This is a genomic window from Vibrio sp. M60_M70, from assembly GCF_037162085.1.
Taxonomy (GTDB): Bacteria; Pseudomonadota; Gammaproteobacteria; order Enterobacterales; family Vibrionaceae; genus Vibrio; species Vibrio diabolicus.
In genome coordinates this window covers 1-26,441 of record NZ_JARLUL010000003.1, presented here as the reverse complement: position 1 = coordinate 26,441, position 26,441 = coordinate 1, and the positions used below count along the sequence as shown (strand labels likewise).

25 protein-coding genes and 2 pseudogenes are annotated in these 26,441 nt (G+C 39.2%); 11 read left to right on the top strand and 16 right to left on the bottom strand.

Annotated elements, in window-relative coordinates; all coding sequences use genetic code 11:
* Positions 1-46: 46 nt before the first annotated feature.
* The 3 genes from P4S59_RS24175 to mobI form a co-directional block, all read right to left on the bottom strand.
* Positions 47-337, bottom strand: coding sequence for a hypothetical protein (locus P4S59_RS24175; protein ID WP_337169238.1), 291 nt, complete (start codon positions 335-337; stop codon positions 47-49).
* Positions 334-1,494, bottom strand: a complete 1,161-nt coding sequence (locus tag P4S59_RS24170; protein ID WP_337169237.1) for a hypothetical protein — start codon at positions 1,492-1,494, stop codon at positions 334-336. Before P4S59_RS24170 ends, P4S59_RS24175 begins: the two co-directional genes overlap by 4 nt.
* Positions 1,495-2,226: 732 nt before the next feature.
* On the bottom strand, positions 2,227-2,757 hold the full coding sequence (mobI, locus tag P4S59_RS24165; protein ID WP_337169236.1) for a conjugative transfer protein MobI(A/C): 531 nt from the start codon (positions 2,755-2,757) through the stop codon (positions 2,227-2,229).
* A 411-nt stretch (positions 2,758-3,168) separates the two neighbouring features.
* Between mobI and P4S59_RS24160 the strand changes: the two genes are divergently transcribed.
* Complete coding sequence (locus P4S59_RS24160; RefSeq protein ID WP_337169235.1) at positions 3,169-3,390, top strand: hypothetical protein; 222 nt, start codon at positions 3,169-3,171, stop codon at positions 3,388-3,390.
* Positions 3,391-3,977: 587 nt separating this feature from the next.
* Here the strand turns inward: P4S59_RS24160 and P4S59_RS24155 are convergent.
* Positions 3,978-4,517, bottom strand: a complete 540-nt coding sequence (locus P4S59_RS24155) for a recombinase family protein (RefSeq protein WP_337169234.1) — start codon at positions 4,515-4,517, stop codon at positions 3,978-3,980.
* Positions 4,518-4,725: 208 nt separating this feature from the next.
* On the opposite strand from P4S59_RS24155, the gene P4S59_RS24150 reads away from it, so the two are divergent.
* Both P4S59_RS24150 and P4S59_RS24145 read left to right on the top strand, forming a co-directional pair.
* Positions 4,726-4,986, top strand: coding sequence for a type II toxin-antitoxin system Phd/YefM family antitoxin (locus tag P4S59_RS24150; protein WP_025589569.1), 261 nt, complete (start codon positions 4,726-4,728; stop codon positions 4,984-4,986).
* On the top strand, positions 4,986-5,288 hold the full coding sequence (locus tag P4S59_RS24145; RefSeq protein WP_337169233.1) for a type II toxin-antitoxin system RelE/ParE family toxin: 303 nt from the start codon (positions 4,986-4,988) through the stop codon (positions 5,286-5,288). Before P4S59_RS24150 ends, P4S59_RS24145 begins: the two co-directional genes overlap by 1 nt.
* A 703-nt stretch (positions 5,289-5,991) precedes the next feature.
* On the opposite strand, the gene P4S59_RS24140 is transcribed toward P4S59_RS24145, so the two are convergent.
* From P4S59_RS24140 to P4S59_RS24125, 5 genes are all read right to left on the bottom strand, one after another.
* Positions 5,992-7,068: a replication initiation protein gene (locus P4S59_RS24140; RefSeq protein ID WP_337169232.1), complete on the bottom strand. Its 1,077-nt coding sequence runs from the start codon at positions 7,066-7,068 to the stop codon at positions 5,992-5,994.
* Between the two features lie 686 nt (positions 7,069-7,754).
* Positions 7,755-8,522, bottom strand: a complete 768-nt coding sequence (locus P4S59_RS24135) for a hypothetical protein (RefSeq protein WP_337169231.1) — start codon at positions 8,520-8,522, stop codon at positions 7,755-7,757.
* Positions 8,523-9,781: 1,259 nt separating this feature from the next.
* Complete coding sequence (locus P4S59_RS24455; RefSeq protein WP_443089059.1) at positions 9,782-10,018, bottom strand: hypothetical protein; 237 nt, start codon at positions 10,016-10,018, stop codon at positions 9,782-9,784.
* On the bottom strand, positions 9,985-10,257 hold the full coding sequence (locus tag P4S59_RS24130) for a hypothetical protein (RefSeq protein WP_337169230.1): 273 nt from the start codon (positions 10,255-10,257) through the stop codon (positions 9,985-9,987). The genes P4S59_RS24455 and P4S59_RS24130 overlap by 34 nt, the downstream gene beginning before the upstream one ends.
* On the bottom strand, positions 10,239-10,562 hold the full coding sequence (locus tag P4S59_RS24125; RefSeq protein WP_337169229.1) for a hypothetical protein: 324 nt from the start codon (positions 10,560-10,562) through the stop codon (positions 10,239-10,241). The genes P4S59_RS24130 and P4S59_RS24125 overlap by 19 nt, the downstream gene beginning before the upstream one ends.
* A 102-nt stretch (positions 10,563-10,664) precedes the next feature.
* Between P4S59_RS24125 and P4S59_RS24120 the strand changes: the two are divergent.
* A pseudogene (locus tag P4S59_RS24120) lies at positions 10,665-10,881 on the top strand (hypothetical protein); the annotation flags it as partial.
* Between the two features lie 68 nt (positions 10,882-10,949).
* On the opposite strand, the gene P4S59_RS24115 reads toward P4S59_RS24120, so the two are convergent.
* The 3 genes from P4S59_RS24115 to P4S59_RS24105 form a co-directional block, all read right to left on the bottom strand.
* Entirely contained in the window at positions 10,950-11,687 is a 738-nt protein-coding gene (locus tag P4S59_RS24115; RefSeq protein ID WP_337169228.1) for a hypothetical protein, read from the bottom strand.
* On the bottom strand, positions 11,680-12,528 hold the full coding sequence (locus P4S59_RS24110; RefSeq protein WP_337169227.1) for a hypothetical protein: 849 nt from the start codon (positions 12,526-12,528) through the stop codon (positions 11,680-11,682). The genes P4S59_RS24115 and P4S59_RS24110 overlap by 8 nt, the downstream gene beginning before the upstream one ends.
* A gap of 366 nt (positions 12,529-12,894) precedes the next feature.
* Positions 12,895-14,277 carry a class I SAM-dependent methyltransferase gene (locus P4S59_RS24105; protein ID WP_337169226.1) on the bottom strand — a complete coding sequence of 461 codons (1,383 nt, stop codon included), beginning with the start codon at positions 14,275-14,277 and terminating at the stop codon, positions 12,895-12,897.
* Between the two features lie 522 nt (positions 14,278-14,799).
* Here P4S59_RS24105 and P4S59_RS24100 point away from each other — a divergent pair.
* Together P4S59_RS24100 and P4S59_RS24095 are read left to right on the top strand one after the other, a co-directional pair.
* On the top strand, positions 14,800-15,642 hold the full coding sequence (locus tag P4S59_RS24100; RefSeq protein WP_337169225.1) for a hypothetical protein: 843 nt from the start codon (positions 14,800-14,802) through the stop codon (positions 15,640-15,642).
* 169 nt (positions 15,643-15,811) lie between these two features.
* Entirely contained in the window at positions 15,812-16,969 is a 1,158-nt protein-coding gene (locus tag P4S59_RS24095; RefSeq protein WP_337169224.1) for a hypothetical protein, read from the top strand.
* A 101-nt stretch (positions 16,970-17,070) separates the two neighbouring features.
* On the opposite strand, the gene P4S59_RS24090 is transcribed toward P4S59_RS24095, so the two are convergent.
* Positions 17,071-17,211 carry a hypothetical protein gene (locus P4S59_RS24090; protein ID WP_213893715.1) on the bottom strand — a complete coding sequence of 47 codons (141 nt, stop codon included), beginning with the start codon at positions 17,209-17,211 and terminating at the stop codon, positions 17,071-17,073.
* Between the two features lie 227 nt (positions 17,212-17,438).
* A pseudogene (locus tag P4S59_RS24085) lies at positions 17,439-17,570 on the bottom strand (ParB family protein); the annotation flags it as partial.
* Between the two features lie 507 nt (positions 17,571-18,077).
* On the opposite strand from P4S59_RS24085, the gene P4S59_RS24080 reads away from it, so the two are divergent.
* The 3 genes from P4S59_RS24080 to P4S59_RS24070 are packed head-to-tail and all read left to right on the top strand — an operon-like array spanning position 18,078 to position 21,231.
* Positions 18,078-19,733, top strand: coding sequence for a hypothetical protein (locus P4S59_RS24080; protein WP_337169223.1), 1,656 nt, complete (start codon positions 18,078-18,080; stop codon positions 19,731-19,733).
* On the top strand, positions 19,733-20,416 hold the full coding sequence (locus P4S59_RS24075; protein WP_337169222.1) for a hypothetical protein: 684 nt from the start codon (positions 19,733-19,735) through the stop codon (positions 20,414-20,416). Before P4S59_RS24080 ends, P4S59_RS24075 begins: the two co-directional genes overlap by 1 nt.
* Positions 20,356-21,231: a hypothetical protein gene (locus tag P4S59_RS24070; protein ID WP_337169221.1), complete on the top strand. Its 876-nt coding sequence runs from the start codon at positions 20,356-20,358 to the stop codon at positions 21,229-21,231. Before P4S59_RS24075 ends, P4S59_RS24070 begins: the two co-directional genes overlap by 61 nt.
* Positions 21,232-21,408: 177 nt before the next feature.
* On the opposite strand, the gene P4S59_RS24065 is transcribed toward P4S59_RS24070, so the two are convergent.
* Positions 21,409-22,482, bottom strand: coding sequence for a ParB family protein (locus P4S59_RS24065; RefSeq protein ID WP_337169220.1), 1,074 nt, complete (start codon positions 22,480-22,482; stop codon positions 21,409-21,411).
* Entirely contained in the window at positions 22,482-23,681 is a 1,200-nt protein-coding gene (locus P4S59_RS24060) for a ParA family protein (RefSeq protein WP_337169219.1), read from the bottom strand. Before P4S59_RS24060 ends, P4S59_RS24065 begins: the two co-directional genes overlap by 1 nt.
* Positions 23,682-24,138: 457 nt before the next feature.
* Between P4S59_RS24060 and P4S59_RS24055 the strand changes: the two genes are divergently transcribed.
* Positions 24,139-25,674: a hypothetical protein gene (locus tag P4S59_RS24055; RefSeq protein WP_337169218.1), complete on the top strand. Its 1,536-nt coding sequence runs from the start codon at positions 24,139-24,141 to the stop codon at positions 25,672-25,674.
* 12 nt (positions 25,675-25,686) lie between these two features.
* The coding region (locus P4S59_RS24050; RefSeq protein WP_337169217.1) for an NYN domain-containing protein at positions 25,687-26,441 on the top strand (755 nt) is incomplete at its 3' end.

The following is a 26,441-nucleotide window of genomic DNA, read 5'->3' as shown; positions in this document are numbered from 1 at the left end:
AATAAAACTTGTTCTATCTCTACAATGCCATATCAATTAGAGGTTCCTAAATCTTTATTTCAACGCAGTACTGGCGTTCACCTTGAACAATCGAGTATCCTGAGTGCATATGCTTCACGGCTGACAGCTCTAATTGACTACGCACCTCAATAACTTCTGATAGTTGGTCGCCCTCACTACCGCTTTCGTATGTACTTTTTGCAGTAACGACACTAGACAGTTTTTGAGCTAAGTTTCCCTTAGCCAAAGCTTCCGCGATCAATGCATCATGACTCATCACTCCGGTATCCGGCACACAGGCCATAGCCAGCGTTGCTACTATCTGTAAGCCATTCATAGATACACCTTATTTGATTCGTCCAACACCACTACCCTAGATTTTATCTCAGTGATTTTACTTAGGTCGTTTTCCGTAAGATGCTTGATAGTCAATCGTTCACTTCGACTAGGCTTATACTGAATATCGTAGTACTTGCCATCAAAGCCACTCTCGCTAGCTTTACCAATTTCTTTATACGTTTTTATTTGTCGATATTCTTCAGGAAAGCTACCGTAGGCTGGATAGTACTTGGTTAGCCCTAAATCCACTTCAATCAAAATTTGGTGGCTAAACAGATACTCTTTGAGCTTACGTGCATATAAGCTGCTAGAGCTTTTGTTTAACAACAGCTTTAAAGTGTTAGGGGTATGCGAACGGCCAAAGTCCTTTTTGCTGAAATACTCATGTAGCTTTTTCTTAACTGGTTCAATATCTACGCTCCAAGAAATAGGAATTTCTAGCGTGTATTTTCCGTTACCATCTTCCACCACATTCACATCTTTAAGGGCGATGCTAGTATTGTATTTGATGGCGTTTAATACATGCAGGTCAATTTCCTTCTTGTCCCAATCGTATTTTTGGTCAGTTGCTTTAGCTATGTGTAACACATTGCCTTCAGTAAACAGCTTTTTGGTCGAGTTTCGGTTGGACTCTAGGCTTTTTAGTATGCGCTCTCGCTCTGCCAAAATGTCGGGACGGACGGTTTCTTGATTAGTTAACCAGACAAGGTTTTTCAGCTTTTGGTGTAGCTGCTCATTCTTCTTCTCAAGCTCTTTGATGCGTTTCAATCGAACAGAGTCTACTTTGAGTTTGTTTAGTCCGTCTTGAATGGCCTGTTTTGCTAATTTGACCTTTGCGTGGGTTGTAAGAACCACATCCCCGCTAGAGTTAATGACTCGTTTATGGTCAGCGTTTAATACCTCAACATAACCAGCTGCGAGAATATTTACCTGCTGCTTGGTGATTTTGTTGTCACTAACAACCAGTTCACTTTCCACTACTGAACCCGCGTACTCAGCGGCTTCAACCTTAATTTTCTCAAGGTTGTATTTATTAGCACCGGACAAGGTATCATTCTGCCCTAACGTGTGTGATTGACTGACCATCAGGACTAAATCACTTGAAGTCTCAGATAGCTTAGTTACCTCAGCATTCAGATTAAACGACAGTGCCATCACTGATACGAGTACATTGATTTTAAAAAATTCACAACAAACTAGCCCTTTGGATTGGTTTCATACTTTCATTTTACTCGTTAAATACCGTTTCCTAACCGTCTTAATGAAATCAGAGGTCTTGTCTGTGATGTAACTTTATTTTTACCAATACCTATTATTACCTTCGAAGTCGACAACCATTAATGAGTCATTTAAATCCATATTAGACCCAATATTTCTAGCTGCCTACTCTGCACTTTATTCGTGTTTACATACCAAAAATAGTTATGAATCTTTGACCATAAACCTAATATTTTTTCTCAGTTACTTTTGAACAGTTCTTTTCAGGAAAAGAAAATTTATGCGGGAAATGTACTATTAGCCATGAATTTTTGATTGTTCATAAAAAACACTCAGCAACTATTAAATACCTTAAATATATTGTTATTCGAAAGTAACACCACCTTTAATTAATGGCAATTGTGAAGTTTTATTGCAAACCAAATAGTAGTGAGTGATGTGATTGATATTTGGTAATTTAATTTAGAAAATGTGAATCCCAGTTGGGTAAAATTCTATTGAGATAGATATCTGTATACATATAAACAATGGGAAAATATGAACCTCTGATACTTATAGTTCTCAGGTTCTGAGATGAATAATTATTTAATTAAACTTACTTTTATCCCCGTCACATCCAGCTCAGTTAACTCTAACAATACGGTATGAATAACTACCCTTTTACATCCCTTAAGAAACTTCGAAAGCATCCATTGAACTTTTCATAGATTCCTTTATAGATTTGATAGAACGATGACTACGCTCTACACGATCTTTTATTTTTTTAACTTCCAAAGGTGTTTTATTAACCTTCGCAGCCCAGACAATTGAATTATGTGCTTTAGCCAAATATTTCAATTGATGACGTATCGTTCCAAATGCAGGTTCGAGCTTTTCTATTAGACGTAGTTCCCATTGTTCTGCCTTTTTAAATTGCGATAACTTATGAGTGCCGTTCTCAGGAGCATTGATTGCTTTAGTAAGTCGCAATGTTTTACTGCCACTTTTTACAAACTGAAACTCGATCCATCTAATTCTAAAACTAATACCTGTAAAGTCTATTTGTAACTCATAGTGTGTTGACTCTCGATTGTTGTCATCTGAGTAGTTACGGTTGAACTCCCTCTCAGCCACGCTCCTCATCCACATGCCTAACAATATATCGGTTTTTCTATACAAATCGTCTATCTCATCATAGATAGCATCCGCCACTTTCTGCATACTCAAACCTAACCACTTACGCTAATAGTTGATTTTATCAAATATTACCTTAACAAATGTAGTAACCAAAAACTATACTTTTTGGTTCTACTAAGTTAAGTACCAAAATGTAAGGTATTTGGTACTAGTGTATTTTTGGTGGTTTTTGGTACTGGGGTTATTTAATATAGTTTTTGGTACTATAATTTTTTATATTTAAATGTTTTGTGGTTATCAGGATTTTCCTTACTTTTATTAATTATGGCTTGCCAGTGAATGATGTTTATTTCTCGGTGCTTTATAGGTTTTAGGAGGTCGTTTTTTGTTCGGTTAGGTCTGTTCTATAATGAGACTTGATAATCATCTATTAGTTTGGTTTTTAGCTTTTTGTGTTAATATATTATATATGCTTAATGTTAGAGGGTTTTATTTATGTCTTTGTTTTCTATTATAGCAATGATTGGGTTGGGTGCGTTTTTTGTTTTCATGATTTACTTGCATCTTGCCAGTACAACGGGCTTTTCATTGGATTCCTTTTTTGTCTCTTTTGTGGATGATGATATTGATATGAGTCGTCTATCAATAAAACCTGACGCTGATACTCATGACAAATATGGAAGGAATATCAAGGGCGATCTTGACATTAAAATATAATGAAAAATGTTGTTTATTTAAATCGTATTTGTCACCATCGAACTTGGATTTAATTTTGGTTAAGTTCGGTGTGGTTATGTTTCTCATGAAATAAAATTAATAACAAATCAATAATAGCCAGTTTATAATAAAATTAAAACCCTCCGACCTTTCAAGGCTGTCTTATCAGTATCAATGGTTCATAAATAAATATTGAAATCTTCTTGGATGGCTATGTCTTTTATAGATGAAAAACAATCCATTGAATACGTCTTTCTCACAGATTTAAATTTTTTCCTGACCACGACTAATAATTAAAATTGGAAAATGGACATAAAAAAGCTCGCCAATGAAGCGAGCTTTTTTATCTAGTAAGGTATTTCTACCTTCTATAGCCTCCCCTAAAGCATCCAGTTTTTCTCCTATTACTTCAGTGAGATTTAATTCAGACTGAAAAATAGAGGAGTCATAAAAGGCATTTCTCGCATCCCAAACGCTTGACCGATAAATGTTTCCTCTTTCAATTTTACCTGGTGAAAAATAGAAGTCATAGCCGCCCCAAAGTTTCAGCTTTTCGTAAACTAGCTTTTTGTAAGTATTTTAAAATACTAAGTAAGGACCTTATACACCGTGGTTCGGCTGCACCTCAGCTCTTTACTAATCGCATGCTTACTCATTCCTTGTTCAAAGAGCTCTTGTATACGCGTATGTAAGGTTTTATTAGGAAATCGGCCGAGATGTCTCCCTTCAGCCCTTGCGCGCTCCCTACCCTCATTACAGCGCTGTAAGATGCGTTTTCTTTCCATTTCTGCGAACGCGGAAATGGTTGTATAAATGACTCGACCAACATCGCTATTGATGTCCAAATCTCCGAGATCATGAAAAACTAATCCAGCTCCTTTACCTGCGAGTTGATCGGCTATTTTTAATGCGTCGATAGTGTTACGTGCAATTCGATCAACCTTGGTCACGTGAATTACATCTCCTTCCCTAGCGAAGTCGATTAACTTGTTCAATGCTTCACGTTCGGAAGATTTACCACTGGCTTTATCTTGGAAAATCTTCTCACAGCCAATTTGTTTTAGCTGGGAAAGTTGAACATCAAGATTTTGTTCATCGGTACTGACTCGTGCATAGCCAAGATTCATATTTGCATCCAAAAGTGAACATTAAGAGGTGATTCTAATAGTGTACATGTTCACTAAACATTTATAAGACTAAGTGAACAGTTTTGTGATGCAGTATCGCAACTGTCCATAAAGGTACACCTTTCTGAACAACTATCCACTCCATTCGTTTCAAATGATTCGTATGAATCGAATGATTCGTTTATAATGAACAAAAAAGGAGCACACTATGCAATCGTTAACCGCAAACACTGCAAAAACCAAATTTGGTGATTTACTGATGAAAGTACAGCGAGAACCTGTACAAATTAGTAAAAATGGATCACCGGTGGCCGTCGTCATGTCATGTGAAGAGTACGAACAACTTGAAGCTTTGAAGATGGCGATGGTGAGATCACGCTTTGAACAAGCTGAGAGAGATATCGCAAATGGTGATTTGGTCGATGGCGAAACATTTATGAACGACTTGGACCAGGGCAAGTTTGACTAATGGCACAATATAAACTGTCGCCAGCCGCACAAACTGACCTGGTTGATATTCGTCGTTACACTCTTGAAAATTGGGGTAGTGTGCAGTGGACTAGTTATTTCGGGGAGCTAAAACGTTCAATGACGCTGTTGGCCAACAACGAGTTAATTGGGATCGATATGTCCGAGCTGGGAATTGGTTACTGCCGCTTTCCATTAAAACATCATGTGATTTACTACATTAAAAAATCTGACCATATCGTGATTGCTGCGGTTCTTGGCCGAAATATGTCTCCTGCTAAACATTTCCAGCAACAGATATAGCTTTTGTCTTCTTTGCTTAATGTAATCGCGTAGCGTGCTTGGTGCTTCACCTTTAGTCCGTATCGAAATAAACTCTAAGGCAAGCATCGTGGGCCATGGCAATTCCCTTTCATATAGAAATGTTATAACAACCCCAGACATAAAAAAGGTGTGTCTCTGCCTAGATTATGACCTATCGAAAATAAAAACAAGAAAAAAATGTAATTGTTGTTGTGGTTAACTGTGTAAATCTTTGATTTTCCAGTTATCCACATCAGCTATAAAGATCTATAACTATCTATTTAATCTATTAAATCTATTAAACTATAAGATCTATAGGTTACATAAGTGATTGATAAATAATAATAAAAATGACAATTATGATCCTATTTTAGGTGTTTTAATAACACTATTTAGGTTTTGATGATCTTATTTCAGGTGTAATTGATCATTTATCAGGTGAGCTTATGACAGATTTTAGGTGTTAATGATCGTTTTTCAGGTGTTTACATGACAGTATTTAGGTAGCCAGAAGCTAAATCAGATACTTACTGAGTATGGCTTATATAGCACTTCGATTACAGCACCTAATTTTTGTTGTTGATAACCTTTAAGTATCACATTTTAGGTGTCTCTCGTTCTTTTATACCTAAAATGTGTCTCATATTGTTTGTGAAGCCTGATTCCTGTCCGCTATGCGATCTAATTACCTAAATTATGTCCGCTAATACTCTGGGTTGTTACTGATCTCTGACAGGGTTTCTATTTTATCGAGTAGCGAGTCAACTTCATCCTGAGCGCCTTCTTCTTGTTCTATTTGCTGTTTAAGATGGCGTTTCGATAAGCTCTCTTCCACTTTAAGTGCTTGTTCTTCTTTCCCTATGTAACGATAAGCAATCGCCAGCGACTCGAGCTCTGCGTCCGAAAGTCGTATGTCGTTTTGAAGTCTTTTTAGCTCAAGTTCGCGAATTGTTTTCAGTGCGTCATGTTGGTTGAGTTCGTCTACAGTGCCGAGTTTTATCCACCGGAAAAGAAACTTAATCCCTGTGATGGTCCGGCCTTTCTTGATCACTTCAAATCCTTTTTCTCCGCTATCGCTTTCGAGAAATAGCAGTTCTTTGCGGATCTGTGGGTGTTCAGAGAGCTCTTTAATGCTTTCACGGATACAGCGTTTCATGAATACACTGTTGTTCTTAAAAGATGTCTTATCCTTTTTAAGTTTTCCGGCTTCATCAAGAAGGCCAAAAACACCTTTTAGTTCGTCGAGCTTTTGTTGGTGCATTTCAAAGCCTTTGTCTTTAAAACGGCTCAGGAGTTCGTACAGACGTTTGGAGTACTCTTTTTTCACATCGAAGAAATTACGGGTGTTGATCAACGCAAAACCCTGATTGTACTCGATGTATTCGGATTTAAGCATGTCGTTAGGAACCATGGTTAATACACCATTTTTATAGGCGATATGCTTAAACAGAGGGCGATAATCGAACTCTGTATCCCCTTTTTTAGATTCGATCTTGATACCGATTTTACGGCTGGCCAGACGATTAGCTACCGGACTTAAGTTACTGCCAATGTGTTTGGATTCAACACCTAACCATTCTGATAACTGGTGTGAAGTGAATTCATAATGTGGTGTTCTGGTATCCCAGTCAGCTGCTTTCATATGAGCAACCATCAGCGCAAACATATCAGCTTCTCTGGCTGAAAGATCCTGACGGCTGAATACCAACTGATGACCTTTCTTGATGTGTTTTGGCAGGTGGTCACTGACGACAGGATAATAGTATTGTTCTTCGCTCATGGTTTTTCATCTAAGACATAATTTAGGTTTAGTATTACATAATATAGGTGAATCAGCCAAATCACCCCTGAATTGTGTCACATAAATATTGATGTGATGTGTTTCTCTACTCGAGGTGACCCCAAAAAGTCGTGTGATCTTAGCCATTTAAAGATCTGGTCTTCGATCTAAGCATCAGTTTAACAGAGATGCATAAATCAAAGTTCTTCCCCTTAAATTATGTCCGGTTCTTACATATCGGTCGTTACGGGAAAAGACGCCAGCGACAACGTGATGTCGTTTTGACAAGTACGTCTGGGTTTTGGTGTGATTGACTCAGGAATAAATAGGCTCTACGGGTGATGATGCTCCTGCCATGCTCACCGTTATGCCCGCTTTCGCGGGTTAAGCAAAGTGCAAATGCAGTGTTGGCTGGCTGCTGAAGATCAAAACATCAAGAAGATAGCCTTGGTGGTAAGCTATCTTCGCAAAACAGGGCTAAATCTTAGTTTCTTTATGCCAATTTAAGTGCTGGGAACTCCCAAACTTCGCATAATGAAAAATATCGAGATCGCGGCCGCTTATAAAAAAGAACCCCACCTAAAAAGGTGGGGTTCGTCATCAATCTGACGCCAACTATTTAGCTGGCGTTTTTATAACGTCAATGAGTCAAAAAATTGGTGATTAGAGCTGTAAAGCCGAATTATTTAATCCTTATCCCAACGTCGACGGAGTGTGCCTATTCTTGCATCCGCGCGTAATGAATTCCCTTCTGGATCACAAAGCTTAACTGACCCCTCAGGCAGCCCAAAAACATCTTCTATTGTTGTGCGAATCGACCCAACTCTTGCATCTGCTCGGGCCGCTCTATGTCGGGTATAAATACCTTTAGAGAATGTTGCTACAAGATCCTCCGTATTTACAACATTGTCGATTTCGGAGTCATTAGCTTTGACTGTATTTTTTAACAAGTCTCCGGCTTCATAAACCTTAGCGTTACTTGGGTAATGCTCAAAATTTTGTTCATCATATTGATCGCAGTTACCATCAAACTCTTCAATATCACCGATTGAAGAACTTGCAAACCAAGTCACGTCGTCTTCCTGTTGCCAAACAAGACCATCCTCTATGTGGAGCTTGCGGCGTGATTGCTTTGTGAGAATTGAATCTCCGTAGCGAGCATCTACCCCTGATATAGATTGGAATCCACTCAAAATTAATTCTAGGGCATTTCTGCTTCCAACAACACAAATAAAGACTGAGCAGCTTGAATGCATAAAGTTAACAGACAATGCTTGTTGAACATAAACGGTTGCACGTAGGTCTGGAGATGACTTAGCCAGCGGCTGCAAACTATCAATAATAATATCAGTGTAGTCGTGGTACTCCTTCGGGATGCTGTCTAGGTCCACTTCAACCGCTTCCACAGCTTTGGGGGAATTAATGAAATGTAACTCATTAATCAATCGTTCCATGTTTAGATCTCCAGATTCTAAATGAGAATTAATGTTCAGATATGTCGATAGCGACATCGCTTAATAACTCAGACGCGCATTTTCGCGCGACAATACTTTCACAATGAGCTCTACCTGTTTCATCATTTGGGTCTCAGTGTTTTCTGACCATTCATAATGCTTAGCCATCGCACCCAACTGCCTATATAGTGAAAAATTTTCTTATTAGTTGCTCTAACATCGGTCGGTTTTTTTATTGTGAAGGATGCAGAGTACGTTGTCCTTGCAAGATGACGTATATTTTATAGGTATAACTGAAGCTCAAGGATCGAGTCTTGTTCACCTACAGAGTTGCAATGTTTTTTCTTCGCATCTAAAAGCAGATAAAGACTGACAATTGGATTTGCAATCCTGTTTGGTAGTTTAGGAAAGTAGGTTGTGTTCATATTCAGTCCATCGAGCCGGCTTTTAAAAGATAAACAAGGTAACATAAATGTAAATTGAGACTATGATTAAGGTGGTTTGTCGCAGAGAATACAAAATCCACTGCGTACCACTTAGTTATTATTCATTAACCTGCTGAGTAGGTGGTTGCTCTAAAAGTAACAAGCGCCAACAATGTGATTTCACACTGGCTAGAGCTAGGAGAGAATGATAAGACTCTATGGTATAAAGCACTAAATGCCACCAAGCCTTCCCCCAAGTGATTTTCCTTGCAGGAGTGCTCACTGCGCTACAAATGAATTATGGTGTTCGAATTTTTCTTCAATACTTTTGCAACATCACAACTTGAAAAGCATAAGCAAGTATCTTTCAGATATGGCCATGCGATTTAATCATACTCTTGCCACGTAATAATCGTTTGTTAGTTTAATTTCGTCAGCAGAACCATACCCACTAAGATACACCTACTTTCTATCAAACCATTAATAATGCTACGTTGCTCCGTATCACCTTTTGTGAGAAATACGCTGTCTACCCCGGTATACCATCGATTTATGTGATCAGGGTGAAGGCAGATAGTTAAGCTTAACTGCCCTGTATATGCGCTAACTTATTATTAAGATTATAAAAATCTACCTCTTCAAGTCCGTATTCGAAAAAAAATACCAAATCTACCGCGCATATATTTTGGATAGTAACGTTATCTACCCTGCGAAATTGCACTCTACTGATCACCCTCATTATTGAATTAGATAGTTGTTGGTGATGATTGGACACTATTTAGTACTGCACATAATCGCCATCATTAATTTCATGCATTGTTTTTTCTTCAGCGATTACTTCCATAACGCCCTCGGTTGCACTGTGTTGTTTGGTACTAAAGAATGAACACCACTGAATCTCGCATATATTTTGACCTCGTCTTGCCTTGTAGTCGCCACAACATTGTCAATAATTATTGGAGTTTCGCTTTGGGTTTCATCAGTAAGCAATTCGCCTACACTGTGTGTTTCTTCCAAACCAAGTGATTGGTCAGCGGTTATATTGATAAGTACCGCCTTTGCTGTACTGATATCAAACTCATCAAGGTGCGGACTTTCGAGTGCGGCACTACTGCTTTCTGGATTCTGTCTTCGTCAACGCCTTCGCCATAACCAATAACTGTTGGGCCAGATTGATACAGTACCGTACGTAAACCAGCAAAGTCGAGGTTGATGTATCCAGTAGTTGATAAAAGCTTTTGGTCAGTAACGACAATAGTTGAGTAAGCCGTAATATTAACTCTATCCAGTGCTAACTGCGACAGTCGCATTTTTTCATGCCTTCAAATTCAAACGGCGTGGTGACCATCGTAACAGTCATTGTGGTAGTTTCGCTCAGCCATTCACAAATAAGAGGAATAGCATCAGTGCTCAGCCTATTGGAAACTTCACTACCAATAGCGAATCTTTTTACTCGTTCATCGCTATTCATTATTCTAGAATCAGTATCAAAAAAACATAATTCGACGTCATCAGCTAAATCTGTAGCTAAATAATTAACTGCGTTGTGTCCACAGAAACCTATTCCCACAACAGCAATACGATGCAATTTTTCTGATAAAACATGGCCAATCACCTTTTAACACTCTGATTAGCAGAGAATAAATGTAGGCGCGACATTTGATGTCGTAGAGGGATAAGATTTTTAGGATAATGAACCTATCCACCTCCTTCGGAAATTAAACCATTTGAGTTACCAGCTCTTAAAGGAGACGAATCACATTACAACTCCCCTACTCCTGTTTTACCCACCCAAAAAAAATTGACCCTGATGCTATTTTTCAAATAGTTCTGAATTGCTACCCGAAGAAAATAAATTTAAATTAGATTTGAATGTAGTCGCTGAAATGAAAACTAATTTGGATGAATACAATAGTGATGAGTGGATGAGGGTTGTCAATGTTCAGCCTGAACATTGACGTCGAATTAGCGTATTATGTATACGAGTTGCCTCATAAGGCTATTAATAAGGGTCTACTTTTAGCCCTAGATCTTCAAGCACATCCATGAATTCTTCATTGCTCTTAAGGTAGTTTGTCTGATGGCAATCCATAAATTGCATGCTTATTATGAGCAAGTGCAGTTGATAGAATTCAGTAAAACTGACCAGAGTTTGGAATTGGTTTTTTCGAATATCTACATTAAATCCATTCTCATCGGATAACCTTTCAGTAATCATTTTTACAGTGTTGTAGAATATTCTAACGGCGTTATAAACACATTCCTCTTGGTCTATGTGTTCCAACAGTTCTTTGATATCGGAAAACGTACCTTTATTGTCTAGAGTGTGAATAATCAGGCTTTCCAGTTGGTTTACTGCGTATATGCCTGACAAGGAGCAACCTCCAAGGCTTGGTGGGAAGTCGAGACTGAAGTTTGAAAATGACGATTTTTGAGCTTCAATTAGACTGAAAAAATAAGTTTCAAATGATCTTAGCTTTTCGTTACGTTGGTTTCTTCTCACTTCGGCGCGGAGTTCAGTATTTGCCTCATTCTGCAAAGTTAGTGAGTGTATTAATAAAACCAACGAGATAAAGCTTAGAATTGGGCTGGTTAGTCCGCCTACAAAATTGCTGAAGTTTACCCAATCAGAAGCTTTTTTAGATAACTCATACCCAAGGTTAAAGTGAAATTGCATCACATAAGAAGCTATGACACTCAGCATTAAGATAATAGCGGCGATTGAGTACCGATTAAGCATCAGCGATACCTTCAATGATATATTTTATTATACGGCCGTGTTGAGCTTTTTGAGTATGAGCTTTTAACTTAATTGTTTTCCATTTTTTCTTATCAGAACCAATACCGTTATTTACATGCAAGTTATCAGACAATTTTTGTTTCAATACTTTATCGCGATGTGGGTAGTGACCAGGCCGAGAGAATCCAAATGCAACAGTCCCTGTATCGCCTTTAATTTGTAGCCTGCCATTACCTGTATTGATGTTAAGTCGGGTAATACTTGCTTCTAACGTTACCGTCGCCGTGTCAGTTTTCGGTTTCAACACTTCACCTGTAGTTTGGTCAAGCTTGGCAACAACCACTGTTTCTTTTTTGCTTTTATTTTTATAGTATCTAAGCTGAACTTCCTGATTAAAGTTAGTTGATACCGTGTGTAAATGGGCTAATGATGAAACTCGAAGTTCTTCTATCAATTTCTCAGTCAGCTTGTCCCCTAACTTATTTAATGTAATCCGAGCTTTGTTTGATAACTCTGGACTCTCTTGATATAACGCTTCACTCATAAAAAATGAAATCAATTCAATAAAGGCACCTCTGCCAATTTTTCTGTAATTTTCTTCGAGTTCTGGGTCATCTATAGATAATGAAAATGTTTGAACAAAGGAGCCCTTAAAGTTTTGTCTTAATTGAGTTCTAATTTTATTACTGTGGTGTAGCTGCTTAGGTACGTGCTTTGTAAGTAGAGTTTCTGCAACTTTTCTAGTGACTTCAGATGCTCCTTTGAAAGTATCTAAACCAGAGTTCATATCAATAGAAAAGTCCTTTCCACTATCAACCCAAACATCAAAATTTACGTCCATAAACAGCCTTTATTATTATTTAGAGAATAGTATTTAGTCTGAGTATAAAAGCGTAAATTGATATGTATAGCAATAGGTTACGAGGATTTTTCATGAAACAGTATATTTTAATTGTTCCTAGTTGCTAATACCGTTGTCGCCCATCAGGCAGAAGTTTCAGGTGTCGCCGTTTTCTTTTACTATTAGTCAGCCCTTGTCTAGTAAGGGATGACTGATACTTTGGAATGGAAGACGAACCGATTCAGGTTGATTTAAACGGGGATATATTTGTCAATGTTCAAGCTGAACATTGGAGGGAATTTCGTTAGACAGCTCGTTATGGATGGCTCAATTTATATAGCGGGAGTATACTGCGAAAAGTAGTGACTAAGACGTTCTCTTCCAAATGTATGATTCAAATGATTCTTTACTAGGGTCTTGGTCTTTAAACTCTTTCCATTCTTCGACTAATTCTATATTTAACTTTTTACTTTCAATGATCTGATTCAGTTGCTCTTTAGTATGGAAGTAAAAATCTCGAGAATCTTGCTTTACAAAATTGTCTTTTGTTTTGAAAGATGCGAAAAGATAACCACCTATTTTGGTAGCCCTAACCAATCGAGTTAATGCTTCTGATAGCTCTTTATTGTTTAAATGGAGTAATGAAGCATTTGCCCAGATACCATCAAATTCCTCATAGAAGCTCACATCAAGAAAAGACATTTCAGTACAAAAGGCAAACTGATATTTATTTGTTATCTCACACATTTTTTCAGAAAGGTCGAATGATTGCACTTTATAACCTTTAGAGATGAAATAACGAGTATCTCTGCCAACTCCACACCCAGCGTCTAAGATTCGCCCTTCAGTAACATACTTACGAAACCTACGGTAACTATTGCTCATATCAACATGGTTGGTTTGCATATAGTATTGGTCTGAATTTTTGTTATAAAAATCTATCGTAGAACTATGGGATAATATTTTGTTTAGTTTGGACATGGTCTTACTAAAGTATCCTGTAGGATTGCGCAAGTTATGGATACGAGCTTCAATTCTTTTAATCTCATTATCCAAAGCACCATCAGTTTCTAATGGAAATACAATATCTTTAAGTTTATCAGGTGCACCTACCAACTTACCAGCTGCAGCTATTTCCATTACTCTAAAATGTGCACATAAGTTTCCAAGTAAAGTCGATAATGCTGTTGATTCAATAGCCCATCCGTTTTGTTCGATAAAATCGATGTTTTTTTTCGATATATCAATGATATGAGTAAGAATTTTTTGGTCATATTTAGGTAATGAAGTTGGAGGGTTTGTACGAAGGTAAGTCATGGTTCTAAATCGAATTCCATTTTGAGATTCGTACTCAGCTTTCAGGCTTACAGCAAACATTTTGTAAAGCTGTTTTGATTCTTCACGTAGTTCTTTTAGTGGACCATACAAAGTTCTCAGCTGTTCTTCTAGCTTTGTAATATCAGAAGTTATTCTTGCTTCTTTCCTATCTGAAAAGAATTTTATGGCAACGAAAACTGCAGAGAAAAGTGTCGCTACGGAGGCAATATCAGCCGGTTTTAATCCCCAAAAGGTAGTAGTGTTAATGATTTCTTTATTTGAGGGAATTTCAATGAAAACATGGAGCATTTGTTCATCTACGCTTTTCGAATGAGTGTCATAGTGCTTAAAAACTGCAGTACAAGTTTGTGCCGTTTCGGTATTTGGAGCTTTTTCACTGGTTATAGCTGATAAATTATCTACACTATTCAAAGTATGACCTTCTAAGTAGTTTTGTGTATTAATCATATAATAAGAAAGATACTACATATGGAATAATGCTCATAGTAAGTAAAGGCCGTTGATTTTTTTGGAAAATGATTTTCCGATTGCTACCTGATGAGTAGAAATCTAAGTGTCTGTTATTTATATAAATATTAAAATCCTGCCTTTTACCTTTAAGGACTGAAGTATGCTATGGATTGTAAAACGAATCGCTTTCAGTTGATTTTACCGAGCTGGAAGTTGTCAATGTTCAGGCTGAACATAAGGCCTTTCTGTCGCTAAGTAGGTTAGGGGCTTGTAGCTCCGATGAAGTACTCTTTGACCTAATTGAGTTAATGTCCCTAATATAAAATAAGTGGCCTATCAAGTTGTTGGCTATTCATACAAGGTAATGGCGCACCAACCTCTCTGAACAATGTCTGTGATGATTTAGTAGTGCTCGAAAACCTAAGTGTTGGTAGTAACGCAGTACCTGTTTGGGATGTATCACACAAAATTCAAGGAGTGACAATGACAAAAAGGTTATTTGAAAAACTTACTACCGAGATGACGGAGCGAGAGTATTACGATAGGTACGGACTCGATATAGAGATTCTTCAGTATCTATGGAACCCTGTTTTTGCAATAGCCATTAATGGGGAGCCTTTACCTCAAATAGGCAAAACAATACAGGGCATGTTGAAGTTATGTTATGACTGCATTGATGATATGGAGGATTATGAACTATCGAACATCGGTAATAATGAAGGTGTAGACAATGACTACGTACGTGAAGTTATTCGCGATTTATACTGTGATGTTTTCAAAGGCGTGAATAAAAAGCTAATACTTCCTGTCATTATTCATCCCTATAGTCACCCTGGTTTTATTGCTGACATAACCGATGTGCAAAATGCAGGGGAAAAGCTAGAGGCAACATGCATAGTTGATGAGACCGACATCATAGCTTTCTCACCAAAAAACTTAGTAAAGCATTTCAAATACACTGAGTTTGACGCTAAGGCTCTCTTCAAGAACCTTCAGGAGTCGGGTATCACCAGTAATGTCATGCCTCTTAAAATGATAAAGCCAAGACCAATAAAAGAACCGTTCTTTAGATTAATAAATTTTCTTCCTCTGACTGACGGTATAAAGTGTTCTTGGCCACACTGTTCCAAGTTAAACTCTCTAAATAACGAACAAGATGCTGAATTTTTTGAAAAAGAACTTAAAGCATTACCCAATGAGCCCATCCCACCATTCCCCGTCTCAACATGGAGAAATATAGCTAAAGGTCAGTATGAAAGGCTCAATCAAGGTTCTGACTGGAATAATTTAACCAATGAAAGCCAGAAAAGACGAATAGTAAACTAAATCCGCCACAACTCAGTTGGATACATGCTTTCTTGGTCTCCCACATATAACAAAAACGAAGCGCATGACCGAAGTTTTGAAATCATTATGCGGAAAATTATTCAAACGTACCCATACCTAGCTGATGAATGTCGCAAACAGCTCGACAACCGAGGTATTTAAATTCTTGATGGATATTAAAGCTAACTTGTTTCAATTTTTAGATGAAGACAAAAAATTTCTGGTACCTAAACGAGAAGAAAAATATGTATTCTTGCCCAGCACTGAAGAGATTTTTACTTATCTTGGCCTCGGATCATCATATCGTAATCTGATGAAACATATATCAAAGGTTAGTGGAGGCAAAATCCCTGTAAGTAATAGCACTCTGGATAACATCCATAAAACCGGAATATCTTCCAAGTCAGCGAAGAAAGTACTTTCATTTATGTTTGATGAGTTAGGTATTTTTGAATCTGACTTACTTCATATGGTGCCTACGGAACCCGTTGCTAAGTTTGATACTACGTATGAATGGATAGGGCTGATTAAAGGCGTTGAATTACGTAACGATAAAATTTACGACAAGGCCTATTACATTTCATATTTAAAAGAGCGAATTGGTACTGAACAACAGGCTTTGGAAGCTTGGGCCCAAGGCGGTCAGGAACAAAATATAAGAGCATCCAATTATTTCAAAGTAGGTCTCGATAACTCTTTACTGTCTGATTTGGAAACACAAGCATTCTTGCAAGCACAAAAGCGTGTGTTGGAGATGAACGGCATTCCATCTATGAGTACTGATGATATTCAAGCGATTATGCGATACAAGCTTGATTTCTACTTGTCTCTTTTGGCTTCAATTGATGTCACGATTTTAAACAAAATGCTTATAGAAGGCGGTTATACCGAAGCTGATATGGAAGACGCTTCAAAATGGCCAAAATATGGCATTTTTCATGAGATTTTCAGTTTTGAGGGTAAGTGTCATTTTGATTGCTTTCTTTGCTATATTGCTAAGTTACTTGATGTTGAGGTAGGGGCCTTAGCTAAGTTTATTGACATTGATAGGCAGGATTCTGGAGAAGGCGTTACGTTAGATATGGCTCGTTCTCATCGGTTAAAAGAGTGGAGAAGAGGGGATACGAAGCCTAGCTTTGATAGGATCGAAAATTTTATCTATGAAGCTTTCAGTCGTAATGGGTTTGATTTTGCTGTTATCGGTTTCCTCTGTGAGATGCTGGATAGGTTGTATAATGCAGTTAAAGGCATTACTTGGAATGAGCTGGTACACCCCGAAGTATATAAAAAATACTACCGATACCATAAGAGTAAGGCAGCCTATTAAACGGCTGCCTTTGTACTATTTGCGCGGAGGGTTATTGCCCCGGTCTTTACCCGAAGGGTTACCAGTTTTACTTGGTCCGTTTGGTGGAGTTTGTTTTTTACTCATTCCATATCCTCCCAGTCTTCAGGCCGTTCATCTTCGCCTCTGGACTGCCAGTAGGCATCATTGTTTGGGTTCAACTGATCTGAATGGTTATCCAGATCATCCTGAGATGGCTCATAGCCGCTTTTAAATCCTGACATTTTATTAGTCCTTGATTCCATATCAGGCGGTATTACCTGATGGGAATAACTATGACTGGTTCAACATTGAATTACACAGGGGGTGGGAGCCCAAAAAGTACTTTTAGCAAATAAATTTATTTGCAGTGTGATTTGATAAAGCGAAAGGTGTTATTGATATCAACTCATACGATGAAGCCGCCATTGTTGGCGGCTTCATCATGTGCGGAAAGCGAAAAACTATAGTATCATTGCTTATCCAGTACTGCCTGAATCGCTTTATCCAGCAGATCTTGAAGCACTTTCGACAAACGCCCGAACTCGTAAGAAAAGTTACGTCTTTTAACTCTCTTACGGGCAACTATCCCGTTACTGTCGAAATATGAGTCGCTTATTGCAAACAGAGTTTTCTCCAAAGCGTGTCAGCTTTATTTAAAGCCGATGAATACCGCCAAAACTTTCCCTACATTTCCTAATGTCAACCGGAATTAGGAAATGTACATAATTTGACAAAATCGTTCATACTCAGTCTGTGGTGTTAGGTTCACTTTTATGGAACATACAAAACACGAGTAGCGTTTATAGCTCTGTCGTCCCCAAATGTACTTCGACTTCCGAAAATCATCATTAATAAACCAATTGTGAAATGCTTCATTGTTAGCTTTAAGATTAGACGAAGACTTCATGAGTTCTAAATGCCTTAAAAACTGGTCTTGTTATTAGGTAGCTTTCAATTTAAATCAATGTGTTAAATTTCACAGAATATGCAACTCATCAAATGTAAACTCATTTTGATTTGTCATATAAAAGTAAAATTTAGGTGATATTTCACAACTTGTGTTCGAGCTAACACTTAAAGTCATCTATCTAAAATTCAGGTATTTGCAATGCAAAACATAAATGTATTTATTAAAGAAAACGTCAGCCAAGTTGCGCATAAAGGCCTCCACATCGCGCCAGATATTCCGGAGAAAAAACTCAACAATGCGGCTAAATCTATGTGCCTGCAAGATGCAATCGGCTCCGTCATTGCATTACTCGATAGCACCGTATTTGGCAGTGGTAAAGATGGCTTAGCATTTACTGGTGAGAAAATGGTCTACAAACCAGCATTCGAGTCACCTGAAATGGTAAACTTTAGCGATCTAGAAACCGCGGAATATGTCCGCAATGTAACGAGTAATGATAAAGGCAAAGAGAAAATCACCGAGTACACCACAGTCACCCAAAAAAATGGATCATCCTTTAAAATTGAGCACATCAGTGAATGTAATCTCGAGAAGTTAGCTGAGTTCTTAAACACTATCAGCAGTCAATTTGATACCTTCGAAGAAGAAGATCAGTTAGTCGCACTATCTGAAATGTCAGAAGACCTCAAAGTCGCCTATTTAAAAGTTATCGTGAACATGGCCTACTCCGACGACGGCGAAGTCGACAAAAATGAATTTGCGCAGATTCTTCTGCTCATGACCCGCTTAGAGCTCAGCTCTGAATCACGTTTTGCGCTAAGAGAGTACATCACCACAACCGGCGAACTAGAGAGCTTAGAATCTCTGATACAAACAATCGATGAAACCTGCATACCTAGCCACAATAAATCAGTTAAGATTTCGCTCGTTAAAGATCTGTTCAGCGTTTTTATGAGTGTGAACGATGGACAGCATGAAAACTTTGCCTTCTTTAAAGACAACAACTACTTGTTCAATATTAGTGATGAAGAAGTTGAACTAATCATCGACGCACTCGAGCTCGACTTTAAGATGCTCAGTGATGACTTTAGTGACGACGCACTAACTCGTGGCATGAAAGAGCTTGGAGCAAAAGCGGGGGCTGTGGGAGTGCCTTTGGCTGCGGTTTACCTTTCAGGCTCAGTAGTTGGCATGTCAGCTGCTGGTTTAACGTCAGGCCTTGCAACGCTTGGTTTAGGCGGCGCATTAGGGTTCTCTAGTATGGCGACTGGTATTGGTGTTGCAGTCCTAATAGGTGTCGGTGCTTACAAAGGCATTAAGCATTTAACAGGAGCAAATGAACTTGATAAAACCAAACGCAGAGAGCTGATGCTTAACGAAGTTATTAAGCAGACCCAAGCAACCGTGTCACACTTAATGGAAGATATCAACTTCATTACCATCAAGTTGAACGAGAGCATTCTTTCTCACGGCGTCCAAGATGAAAAAGTAAAACTGCTTTTACAAAAAGTGAAGCAACTGACCTCAGCAGGAAATGTACTTACACAAAAAGGCGATGCGACTCAAAACAAGTGCTTCAAACTGAAGTGTCCAACGGAACTTAATCACGAAAAACTTCAATCGCTTACTCGTGAAGCAACCAAGCAGCAAATTTACACCGTAATTATGTCTTTCTACGAAGAGAAAACCGTTGAACGTGAACAAGACGGTGAGACTGTAACCGTTAGTGTACTCAATTTAAAACAAGACATCTCTACTTTAGATATGGAAAAACTTGCCAAAGTCTTTGAAGCAATCGGGTATTTCAAAGCAGCTGACGTCATCAAAGGTAAATTGTCAGGGATGTTTTCATAGTGACTAAATCAGATGAACACGTTTCGGCTATGCTGGTGCAAAAGCACCAGCTGGATCAGTCGGAAAACAAGTTAAGTGAACTGGACAAGACTCTTAATGCTTTACAGCAAAGTCAACAATCAAATAATGATGCTCTTGACCAAGCGCTAGCAGATTTGGATATGATGTTGGATAACCAAAACCTTAACTCTCCATTGGTTGAAACTATAGATATTACTCAAGAGTTACTCGACCTAGATAGATCTATCGCACACTCACAAATTAAGCCAAGCATTGCGCCAATAGCCCTGCTCGATACTCTAGATTTCAATGAAAATATGAGTTGGGCACAATACCAGAGTTCGGTTGAGCAGTATGCTCTGAGCAACAACGTTGATTTAAGTGCAGATCCGTTTACTACACTGATGTCACCAATTCAGCGAATAGAGCTCGAAAAACGCATCAAAGATGAGTTTACCATCAAGAATGCTCAATGTGATAAGTATGATTACCTCATTGCTGGTACGTGTGGTGTCATCGGTGGGCTTATAGATGTGTTCTTCGTCGGTATGCCCGGAGACGGAAAGTTCACCAAAGTTGCAGATAGCGCTGTTGACTCGGCTGTCGAGAAATTTGCCTCAGCGTGCGGCTGGCAAGGGGGAAGGAAGGAGGGGACTCAACTAAGAGTGCAATTGGTTACTTAGAGCGTAACTTCAAAGTTAACTATGACCAAGCGACCACATTTGGTAAAAACGGGACAGATGGCGCGGTCAATAACCTTTCTCCCAAGAATCACCATTTAAAGAGTTTGGCGCATTCTCCCGATCTCATTGGTCTATTTTTCTCTATCTTGAATCAGTTTACGGATACCTCGACTTTTATCTCAAACGGTCAGATAATCACTATTGATACTGAAACCCATGAGTTAAAAGGCGGAAACTTTATAGCCAAAGTCTTTTCTGGCTTTGCCAACTGGCTAGGACACTTATTCTCTGATATGGCTGGTTCTTCCGGAGCTTCGGGACGTGGCGCGGGTATTCCAATCCCTTTCTATAACTTACTGCTATTACTGGATGTTGGTGAATTTGGTCAACACAGACAATCTTTTGCCACTGTAGCAACACAAGTATTCGAAAAAGGTTATGATTTGAGACATGGTGTTGCCATGGCAATCCCAGTTCTAATTACCGATCTTTTAACACGACTAATGTGGGCGAGTAAGCAGCGTTTTTATCACAAAAAGCTATGGAAGGAGTGCGTTCCCTCAGAGAGTAATCCAGAGTTACGACGGATGCTATTGGTTGCTCACGGTACGCTCTGTTTGATTGATTCGGGAGATGCAGCGCTTAAGTCTGGTGGTGATATGGTGCAATTCTTATTGAGAACCAACATAATCGGTTGGGCTCGATTTGGTACTTTAGCTCTCAAGGAAGTATATGCTTGGCACAACGCTGGTCATATTGATGTTGATGCTGTTGATGAATACTTAGATGCTGAACTGAAGAAACTAGCGACTTGATAGATGTGCAAAGTTAGTTTTGAATTATCTCTGCTTATCCTAAGGTGCGGCTTAGAGTTAGTCTCTAAGTCATTTTTGCCCAATAACGGCTTAATTCGATCCGTAATATCAAAGTGGCAGTTTGGTACAACTAAGCCAACAGGTGCTGGCTTAGTTTTTAGACTTTTCTGATGGGGCTCATTCACTATCAGCTAATACATTGGCAATTGCAATGTCCAGCTTTTCCTGAACTTCTTTCGACAGTCGTCCGAACTCGTAAGAAAAGTTACGTCCTTTAACTCTTTTACGGGCAAACATACCTTTGCTGTTGAATTGGGCGAGGGGAGTGACTTCAGCTTTGTCTTTTTCCTGTTTAGCTTCCACTATTTTCAGCTCGGCTTTGATCACATTGATAATGTTGTCTTTAACTTCATCGCTGCTTTGTCCTGGCTGGGCATTGATAATCTGCTGGCTGACTTTCTTAGCGAATGCTGATATTTTTTTCTTATCTTTTTCAACTACCTTCATGACTTTATCAAGTAAAGCGTAGTCGGTATGAGATAGTTCATTGACGACAGGAAACAAGCCGATAATTGCAGAGTCGATGTTTGCAGCTTTCAGTGCTTTGCTGACTGCAGGACGGCTGATGCCAATTAGTTTGGCTACATCTTCCTGAGTGTATTCTCCGCTGTCCATAATCGCTTTGCACTGTAGACCGATTTCACGCTGGTTGTGCTCTTTGGCGGTTTGCAGTTGCTTGGCCAGAGCTTTGGCGTCAGCTGTGGAAATGTCATCCTGAGTAACCAGAACACGGAATGAATCAACTTTCCCTTCCTGAAGCAGGAACCAAGCGCGGCGGCGTGAACCGTCGAGAATGTCGATTTTTCCGTCCACTTCACGGCCTACTGCAGGGTAGAACTGCTGAAACTCAAGTGAGTTTAAATCAGACAGAGACTCTGCCGTCAGAAGAGACTGATCACGGCCATTAACATCAAAGGTGACTATAGTATTGTCGCGCACCTGATCGTGTGACAATGTCACCTCATTAAATGTCGCAGATGTACCAGATGACAGTTGCCAAGTCATCGCTTTACCAATGGACTCCAGACCAAACTGAGCTTTTAAGTAGTCAGCAATGTTTTCACCTGACTTCTCTAGTTCTGCTGTCAGCTGATTAGACAGTGTTTCCAGATTTGCTTTTGCTGCAGATTGTTGCGCTTCAGCTGCGCCTGGTGTGTTTCCAAGAGGGCTTGCGCCTCGTTTCTTCGCCATTAGTTATTCTCCTGTTCACGCCAGACGTTAAGAATGTCTCGTAAGATTTGACTGGTCACTTCATAGCCGTTTTGTTGTGCCGTTTGGAAGGTTGCTTTGCTCTTTGGGTATTCACTTTTGGACATATCAAATACGGTTGATAGAAGCGAAGAAGCCTGGCGGATGGCTTCACTGTGTTTGAACTCTTTTGAGTACAGGTAAGGAGCAAAATAATCGTACAGGTTATTCATCAGGTCAGTGGTGCTCGAACTGTCTCTGTGATTGGTTAGCAATATTTTCATGAAGTCATAACCTTCATGATTGGCGTTTTTTAGTAGTGCCCATACTTGAGGAATGTAGCTGAAATATGAGCAGGTTGCGTCGATGTCGTTTTCGGTAATCGACAATGGAAACACGACACTGGTCGCCGAATAGTAAGCGTTAAATGTTGCATAACCTAATGATGGCGGTGTATCAATGATTAAGATATCGAACTCATCTCTTACTGCATCAATGACATCACTTAAAATCTCGTAAGGGGAGGGCAGTTTGTGATTAAAGACTTGCTCATGAAACCAGCCCTCCATCGCACGATCGCTTTGTGATGCTGGCAGAATACGCAGGTTTGGAATGGTGGTTTCCAGAAACGCTTCGGATACCACTTGCTCAAACGTTTCGCCTTCATCCATATCAAAGTTACGCATCATCAGGTCGCCAACAGACAGGCTTCCTTCCTGGTTTGCTTCCGGTGCGTAGTACATCGATAGTGTAGCCTGACCATCCATATCGATTAGGCCAACACGATATTCCTGATGGAACTCGGTTGCTAAACCTGACGCGATTGTGGCAGCAGAGACCGTTTTGCCAACCCCACCTTTCTGGTTCTGGATCACTAGTACCTGGGTTTGCTGTTTCTCGCTGCGTTGGAACTTTGCTTCTTTACGCAGACTTTCCGGAAGCTGGTCCCGGACAAGATACATTTCTGCAATATCTATTGACCACTGTGAATCGCTATGACGACGGGGGTCTATCCCTGCAGCTGCGACGTATTTGTCCAGTGTTTTAGCGTCTATATCGAGGTATGAAGATGCTTCTGCACGGGTGTAATTGCGCAGTTCTTTACGGTGGTTGGCTAATAATCGGATGTTACGACGTTTTATATACTCATCCGCACCGTATTTAAGGTTCTGAAAATCCTGAGTTGTTTGTGTGGTATCCATTTCTACCTCCATAAAGGAATTATAAATAGTATATACATCATTTTTTTAGGGTGGAAGTGATTTTTGAGGTAATGCTTCTGGGGGTAGAGTGTTTGAGTCAGACAAGAACCGATAAATAAGGGGGAGCTTTTATTCATTTTAAGTTGATTTAAACGGTGAGTTTTCCGCTTTATTTCTGTGTTAGATGGTTTATTTTCCTTAGTTTTCCTTAATATTTCCGTTAAACAGACTTTGTCTTGATAGTGTGGCGAGCTATAAATTTTTTTGAAAATGTTAGAAGGCTGAGTACCAAATTGCTCAACCAAATAGAACAAAAAATGAACTTATTTTGTCTTGTCATTCTTCTTGTTTTATTAATTATCAATTAGTTATATATAAAATTTTCTGCCATATTTCTCTTTTTTTCCTATCTCGGTGATTATAGTAACAACCGAAACAATAATGAAATGAGGCGAATATGAACGTAACAGACCAGTTGGATCCAATCGATATAAATAGTGCTCAAAGTTTACTTAAAGCTCTTGAAGGAAAAGGATTAAGAGACATAGATATTTCCAAACGTTGTAACTGCAGTCCTTCCAGAATTACCGCTTGGAAGAAGGGAGGCGGAGCAAACGAAGAGTACTTGATAAAGCTGCGTGCTCTGCTAAACGAACGCCTGTCTAACCACCACGCTTTTGTTCACAATGTTGTATCAAAGGTATCTCTACCGTTAGACAAAGACCATCTAGAAAGCTTCTTAATGTCCGTTGTAACCAATATTGGAGAAGACGACAGTGTTGTTAGAACTCTTGAGCACAGGCAGCAACTCCTTGACGCCTCATGTCTTGATGATATCAATCGGTTGTTGTCTGAGAGTTTCAATCAAAAGGTTCGTAAAGAAGTTGACCTTAGTGTAGCTATGGATAGAAGCAGGCCTGCGCCCTTTGGTGCCGTTCCTAATTATGTAAAGCCAACCAAGGTATTACCATTTGATTATCAACGCCAAATGCAATCTCTTATCGCCGCTTTACTCGAGTCCATCGAAAATGCAGAAAGTAGACTAAAAATGCTAGAAAAGCGTAAAGAGGCTGATAAGGAGACCATTTACTCATCTTTTCAATCCGTTATAAATCAAATGAAGTATCATAATCACAGCTACGGTGAAGAGGAACAGGGACAACAACTTGAAGAAAAACTCAATTGGCTCGTTGAACAACTGCAACCATCACAGTTCACAAGTGCAAACTCATACAATGCACTTGTGAACTACATGGAACGGGTGGCTGCGTTTATGGAAGATTGCGAGTTTGGAGCCCGTCATAATGTCCTGGCGTTGGGTGATAGGAACAGCTATATACCCGAATGTATTACGCGCAGTAATCACGTACTGAGTTCTGACGATCTTGGGTTTGCAATCGATGAAGCAAAGAAACTATTGGCTAAGTTCGAGCGTTTTTCTGATGAACAAAAGCGGTATTATGAGAAACTTTTCGAACTGAAGTCCAGAGAGGTCGGCCGAGAAAATAAACTGAACTTAAATAAAATATTTGATGTATCAAAAGCCGTAGATATTAGTGAAGGTAAAACCATCACGGTGAATGACTTCCTCTCTCTCGATATCGACAACCTGCTTCAAGAAGTACTGAAACAGGATAAGATCGAACTTCTGATTTTTGATAATGACGTATCGATTAACCTTGCAGAAAAGTTGAAAGGATGGTGTCGAACGATGGAAGCAACACCCATTTGTCAAACTGTTCAGATCAACGGTGAGCTGGTTTATCAATCTTCAGAGGGCGCCTCGTCACCAATAACTATCTATGCTTTGGATAACAATGACCTTATCTTACTTAGAAAAATGGAGTTGTGTGAGAAGCAAGTTATGGTGATGGAGCCGCCGCTTTCTGCGACAGAGTTACTAGATATAGTAGAACGTGACCATAAGTATCACGTAAAGGAAGCTCTACTAACTCGTGGGTATTTATTAAGTGATGTTCTTACAATATCTTAGAGGGCTGCAAATATGAACTCACTAAACTTTGCGGTTTTCGTTGATGGTGAAAACGCGCAACCTTCTAAGTATCAAGATATTTTGAGAGAGATAAGCCAAAAAGGAAACATTGCTAGTAAATGGGTATACGCAGATTGGACTAATCCAACTCACAAAGGTTGGAAGGACATTATGCTTGAAACAAGCTCAGCACCTAAGCAACAGTTTCATTACTGTAAAGACGCAGCGGATCATGCGCTCATCATGGATGCTATCGAGCTGATTTGTTCGACCAATAAAATCAACGCAATTTGCATTGTGAGTAGTGATGGCGGCTTTGCTGGACTCGCGCAGAGAATCAGTGAAAAAGGGTTGCATGTAATGGCAGTCGGAAAAAAGGATACGCCAGCTGCGTTTCGTAAAGCTTGTCATAATTTTGTCTATGTTGAGAATATTGGAGTAGAAGACGAGAACGTGAATGACATTGGTGATGAGGCTGAGCTTGATAAGCTATTACTTGATGCTTACTGGCAATTGATTGGAGACAGCGATAGTATTTACCTTGGCGATCTCGGTACTAAATTAAAACAATTAGATAGTGCATTTGACCCACGAACCTATGGTAGCGCTAGTCTGAAAAAGCTGATCATAAACAAAACCGCCCAACTGGAAATTCATGACGCTCGAGAAGATCGTTGCTACGTGCGCCTTGCTAACGCAACGGGTAAGGTTAAAGCGACACCTAAGAAAGGCAACAGCTTTGCATTCATCTTGCACCGTGGAGAAGA

Coding starts and splice junctions, on each gene's coding strand:
- P4S59_RS24100 (WP_337169225.1), top strand. CDS start 14,800: ATGACAAAAAGGTTATTTGAAAAACTTACTACCGAGATGACGGAGCGA.
- P4S59_RS24130 (WP_337169230.1), bottom strand. CDS start 10,257: ATGCGACTGTCGCAGTTAGCACTGGATAGAGTTAATATTACGGCTTAC.
- P4S59_RS24140 (WP_337169232.1), bottom strand. CDS start 7,068: ATGAGCGAAGAACAATACTATTATCCTGTCGTCAGTGACCACCTGCCA.
- P4S59_RS24110 (WP_337169227.1), bottom strand. CDS start 12,528: ATGGACGTAAATTTTGATGTTTGGGTTGATAGTGGAAAGGACTTTTCT.
- P4S59_RS24095 (WP_337169224.1), top strand. CDS start 15,812: ATGGATATTAAAGCTAACTTGTTTCAATTTTTAGATGAAGACAAAAAA.
- P4S59_RS24055 (WP_337169218.1), top strand. CDS start 24,139: ATGAACGTAACAGACCAGTTGGATCCAATCGATATAAATAGTGCTCAA.
- P4S59_RS24115 (WP_337169228.1), bottom strand. CDS start 11,687: ATGCTTAATCGGTACTCAATCGCCGCTATTATCTTAATGCTGAGTGTC.
- P4S59_RS24155 (WP_337169234.1), bottom strand. CDS start 4,517: ATGAATCTTGGCTATGCACGAGTCAGTACCGATGAACAAAATCTTGAT.
- mobI (WP_337169236.1), bottom strand. CDS start 2,757: ATGCAGAAAGTGGCGGATGCTATCTATGATGAGATAGACGATTTGTAT.
- P4S59_RS24175 (WP_337169238.1), bottom strand. CDS start 337: ATGAATGGCTTACAGATAGTAGCAACGCTGGCTATGGCCTGTGTGCCG.
- P4S59_RS24170 (WP_337169237.1), bottom strand. CDS start 1,494: ATGGCACTGTCGTTTAATCTGAATGCTGAGGTAACTAAGCTATCTGAG.
- P4S59_RS24080 (WP_337169223.1), top strand. CDS start 18,078: ATGCAAAACATAAATGTATTTATTAAAGAAAACGTCAGCCAAGTTGCG.
- P4S59_RS24065 (WP_337169220.1), bottom strand. CDS start 22,482: ATGGCGAAGAAACGAGGCGCAAGCCCTCTTGGAAACACACCAGGCGCA.
- P4S59_RS24060 (WP_337169219.1), bottom strand. CDS start 23,681: ATGGATACCACACAAACAACTCAGGATTTTCAGAACCTTAAATACGGT.
- P4S59_RS24150 (WP_025589569.1), top strand. CDS start 4,726: ATGCAATCGTTAACCGCAAACACTGCAAAAACCAAATTTGGTGATTTA.
- P4S59_RS24135 (WP_337169231.1), bottom strand. CDS start 8,522: ATGGAACGATTGATTAATGAGTTACATTTCATTAATTCCCCCAAAGCT.
- P4S59_RS24090 (WP_213893715.1), bottom strand. CDS start 17,211: ATGTCAGGATTTAAAAGCGGCTATGAGCCATCTCAGGATGATCTGGAT.
- P4S59_RS24145 (WP_337169233.1), top strand. CDS start 4,986: ATGGCACAATATAAACTGTCGCCAGCCGCACAAACTGACCTGGTTGAT.
- P4S59_RS24160 (WP_337169235.1), top strand. CDS start 3,169: ATGTCTTTGTTTTCTATTATAGCAATGATTGGGTTGGGTGCGTTTTTT.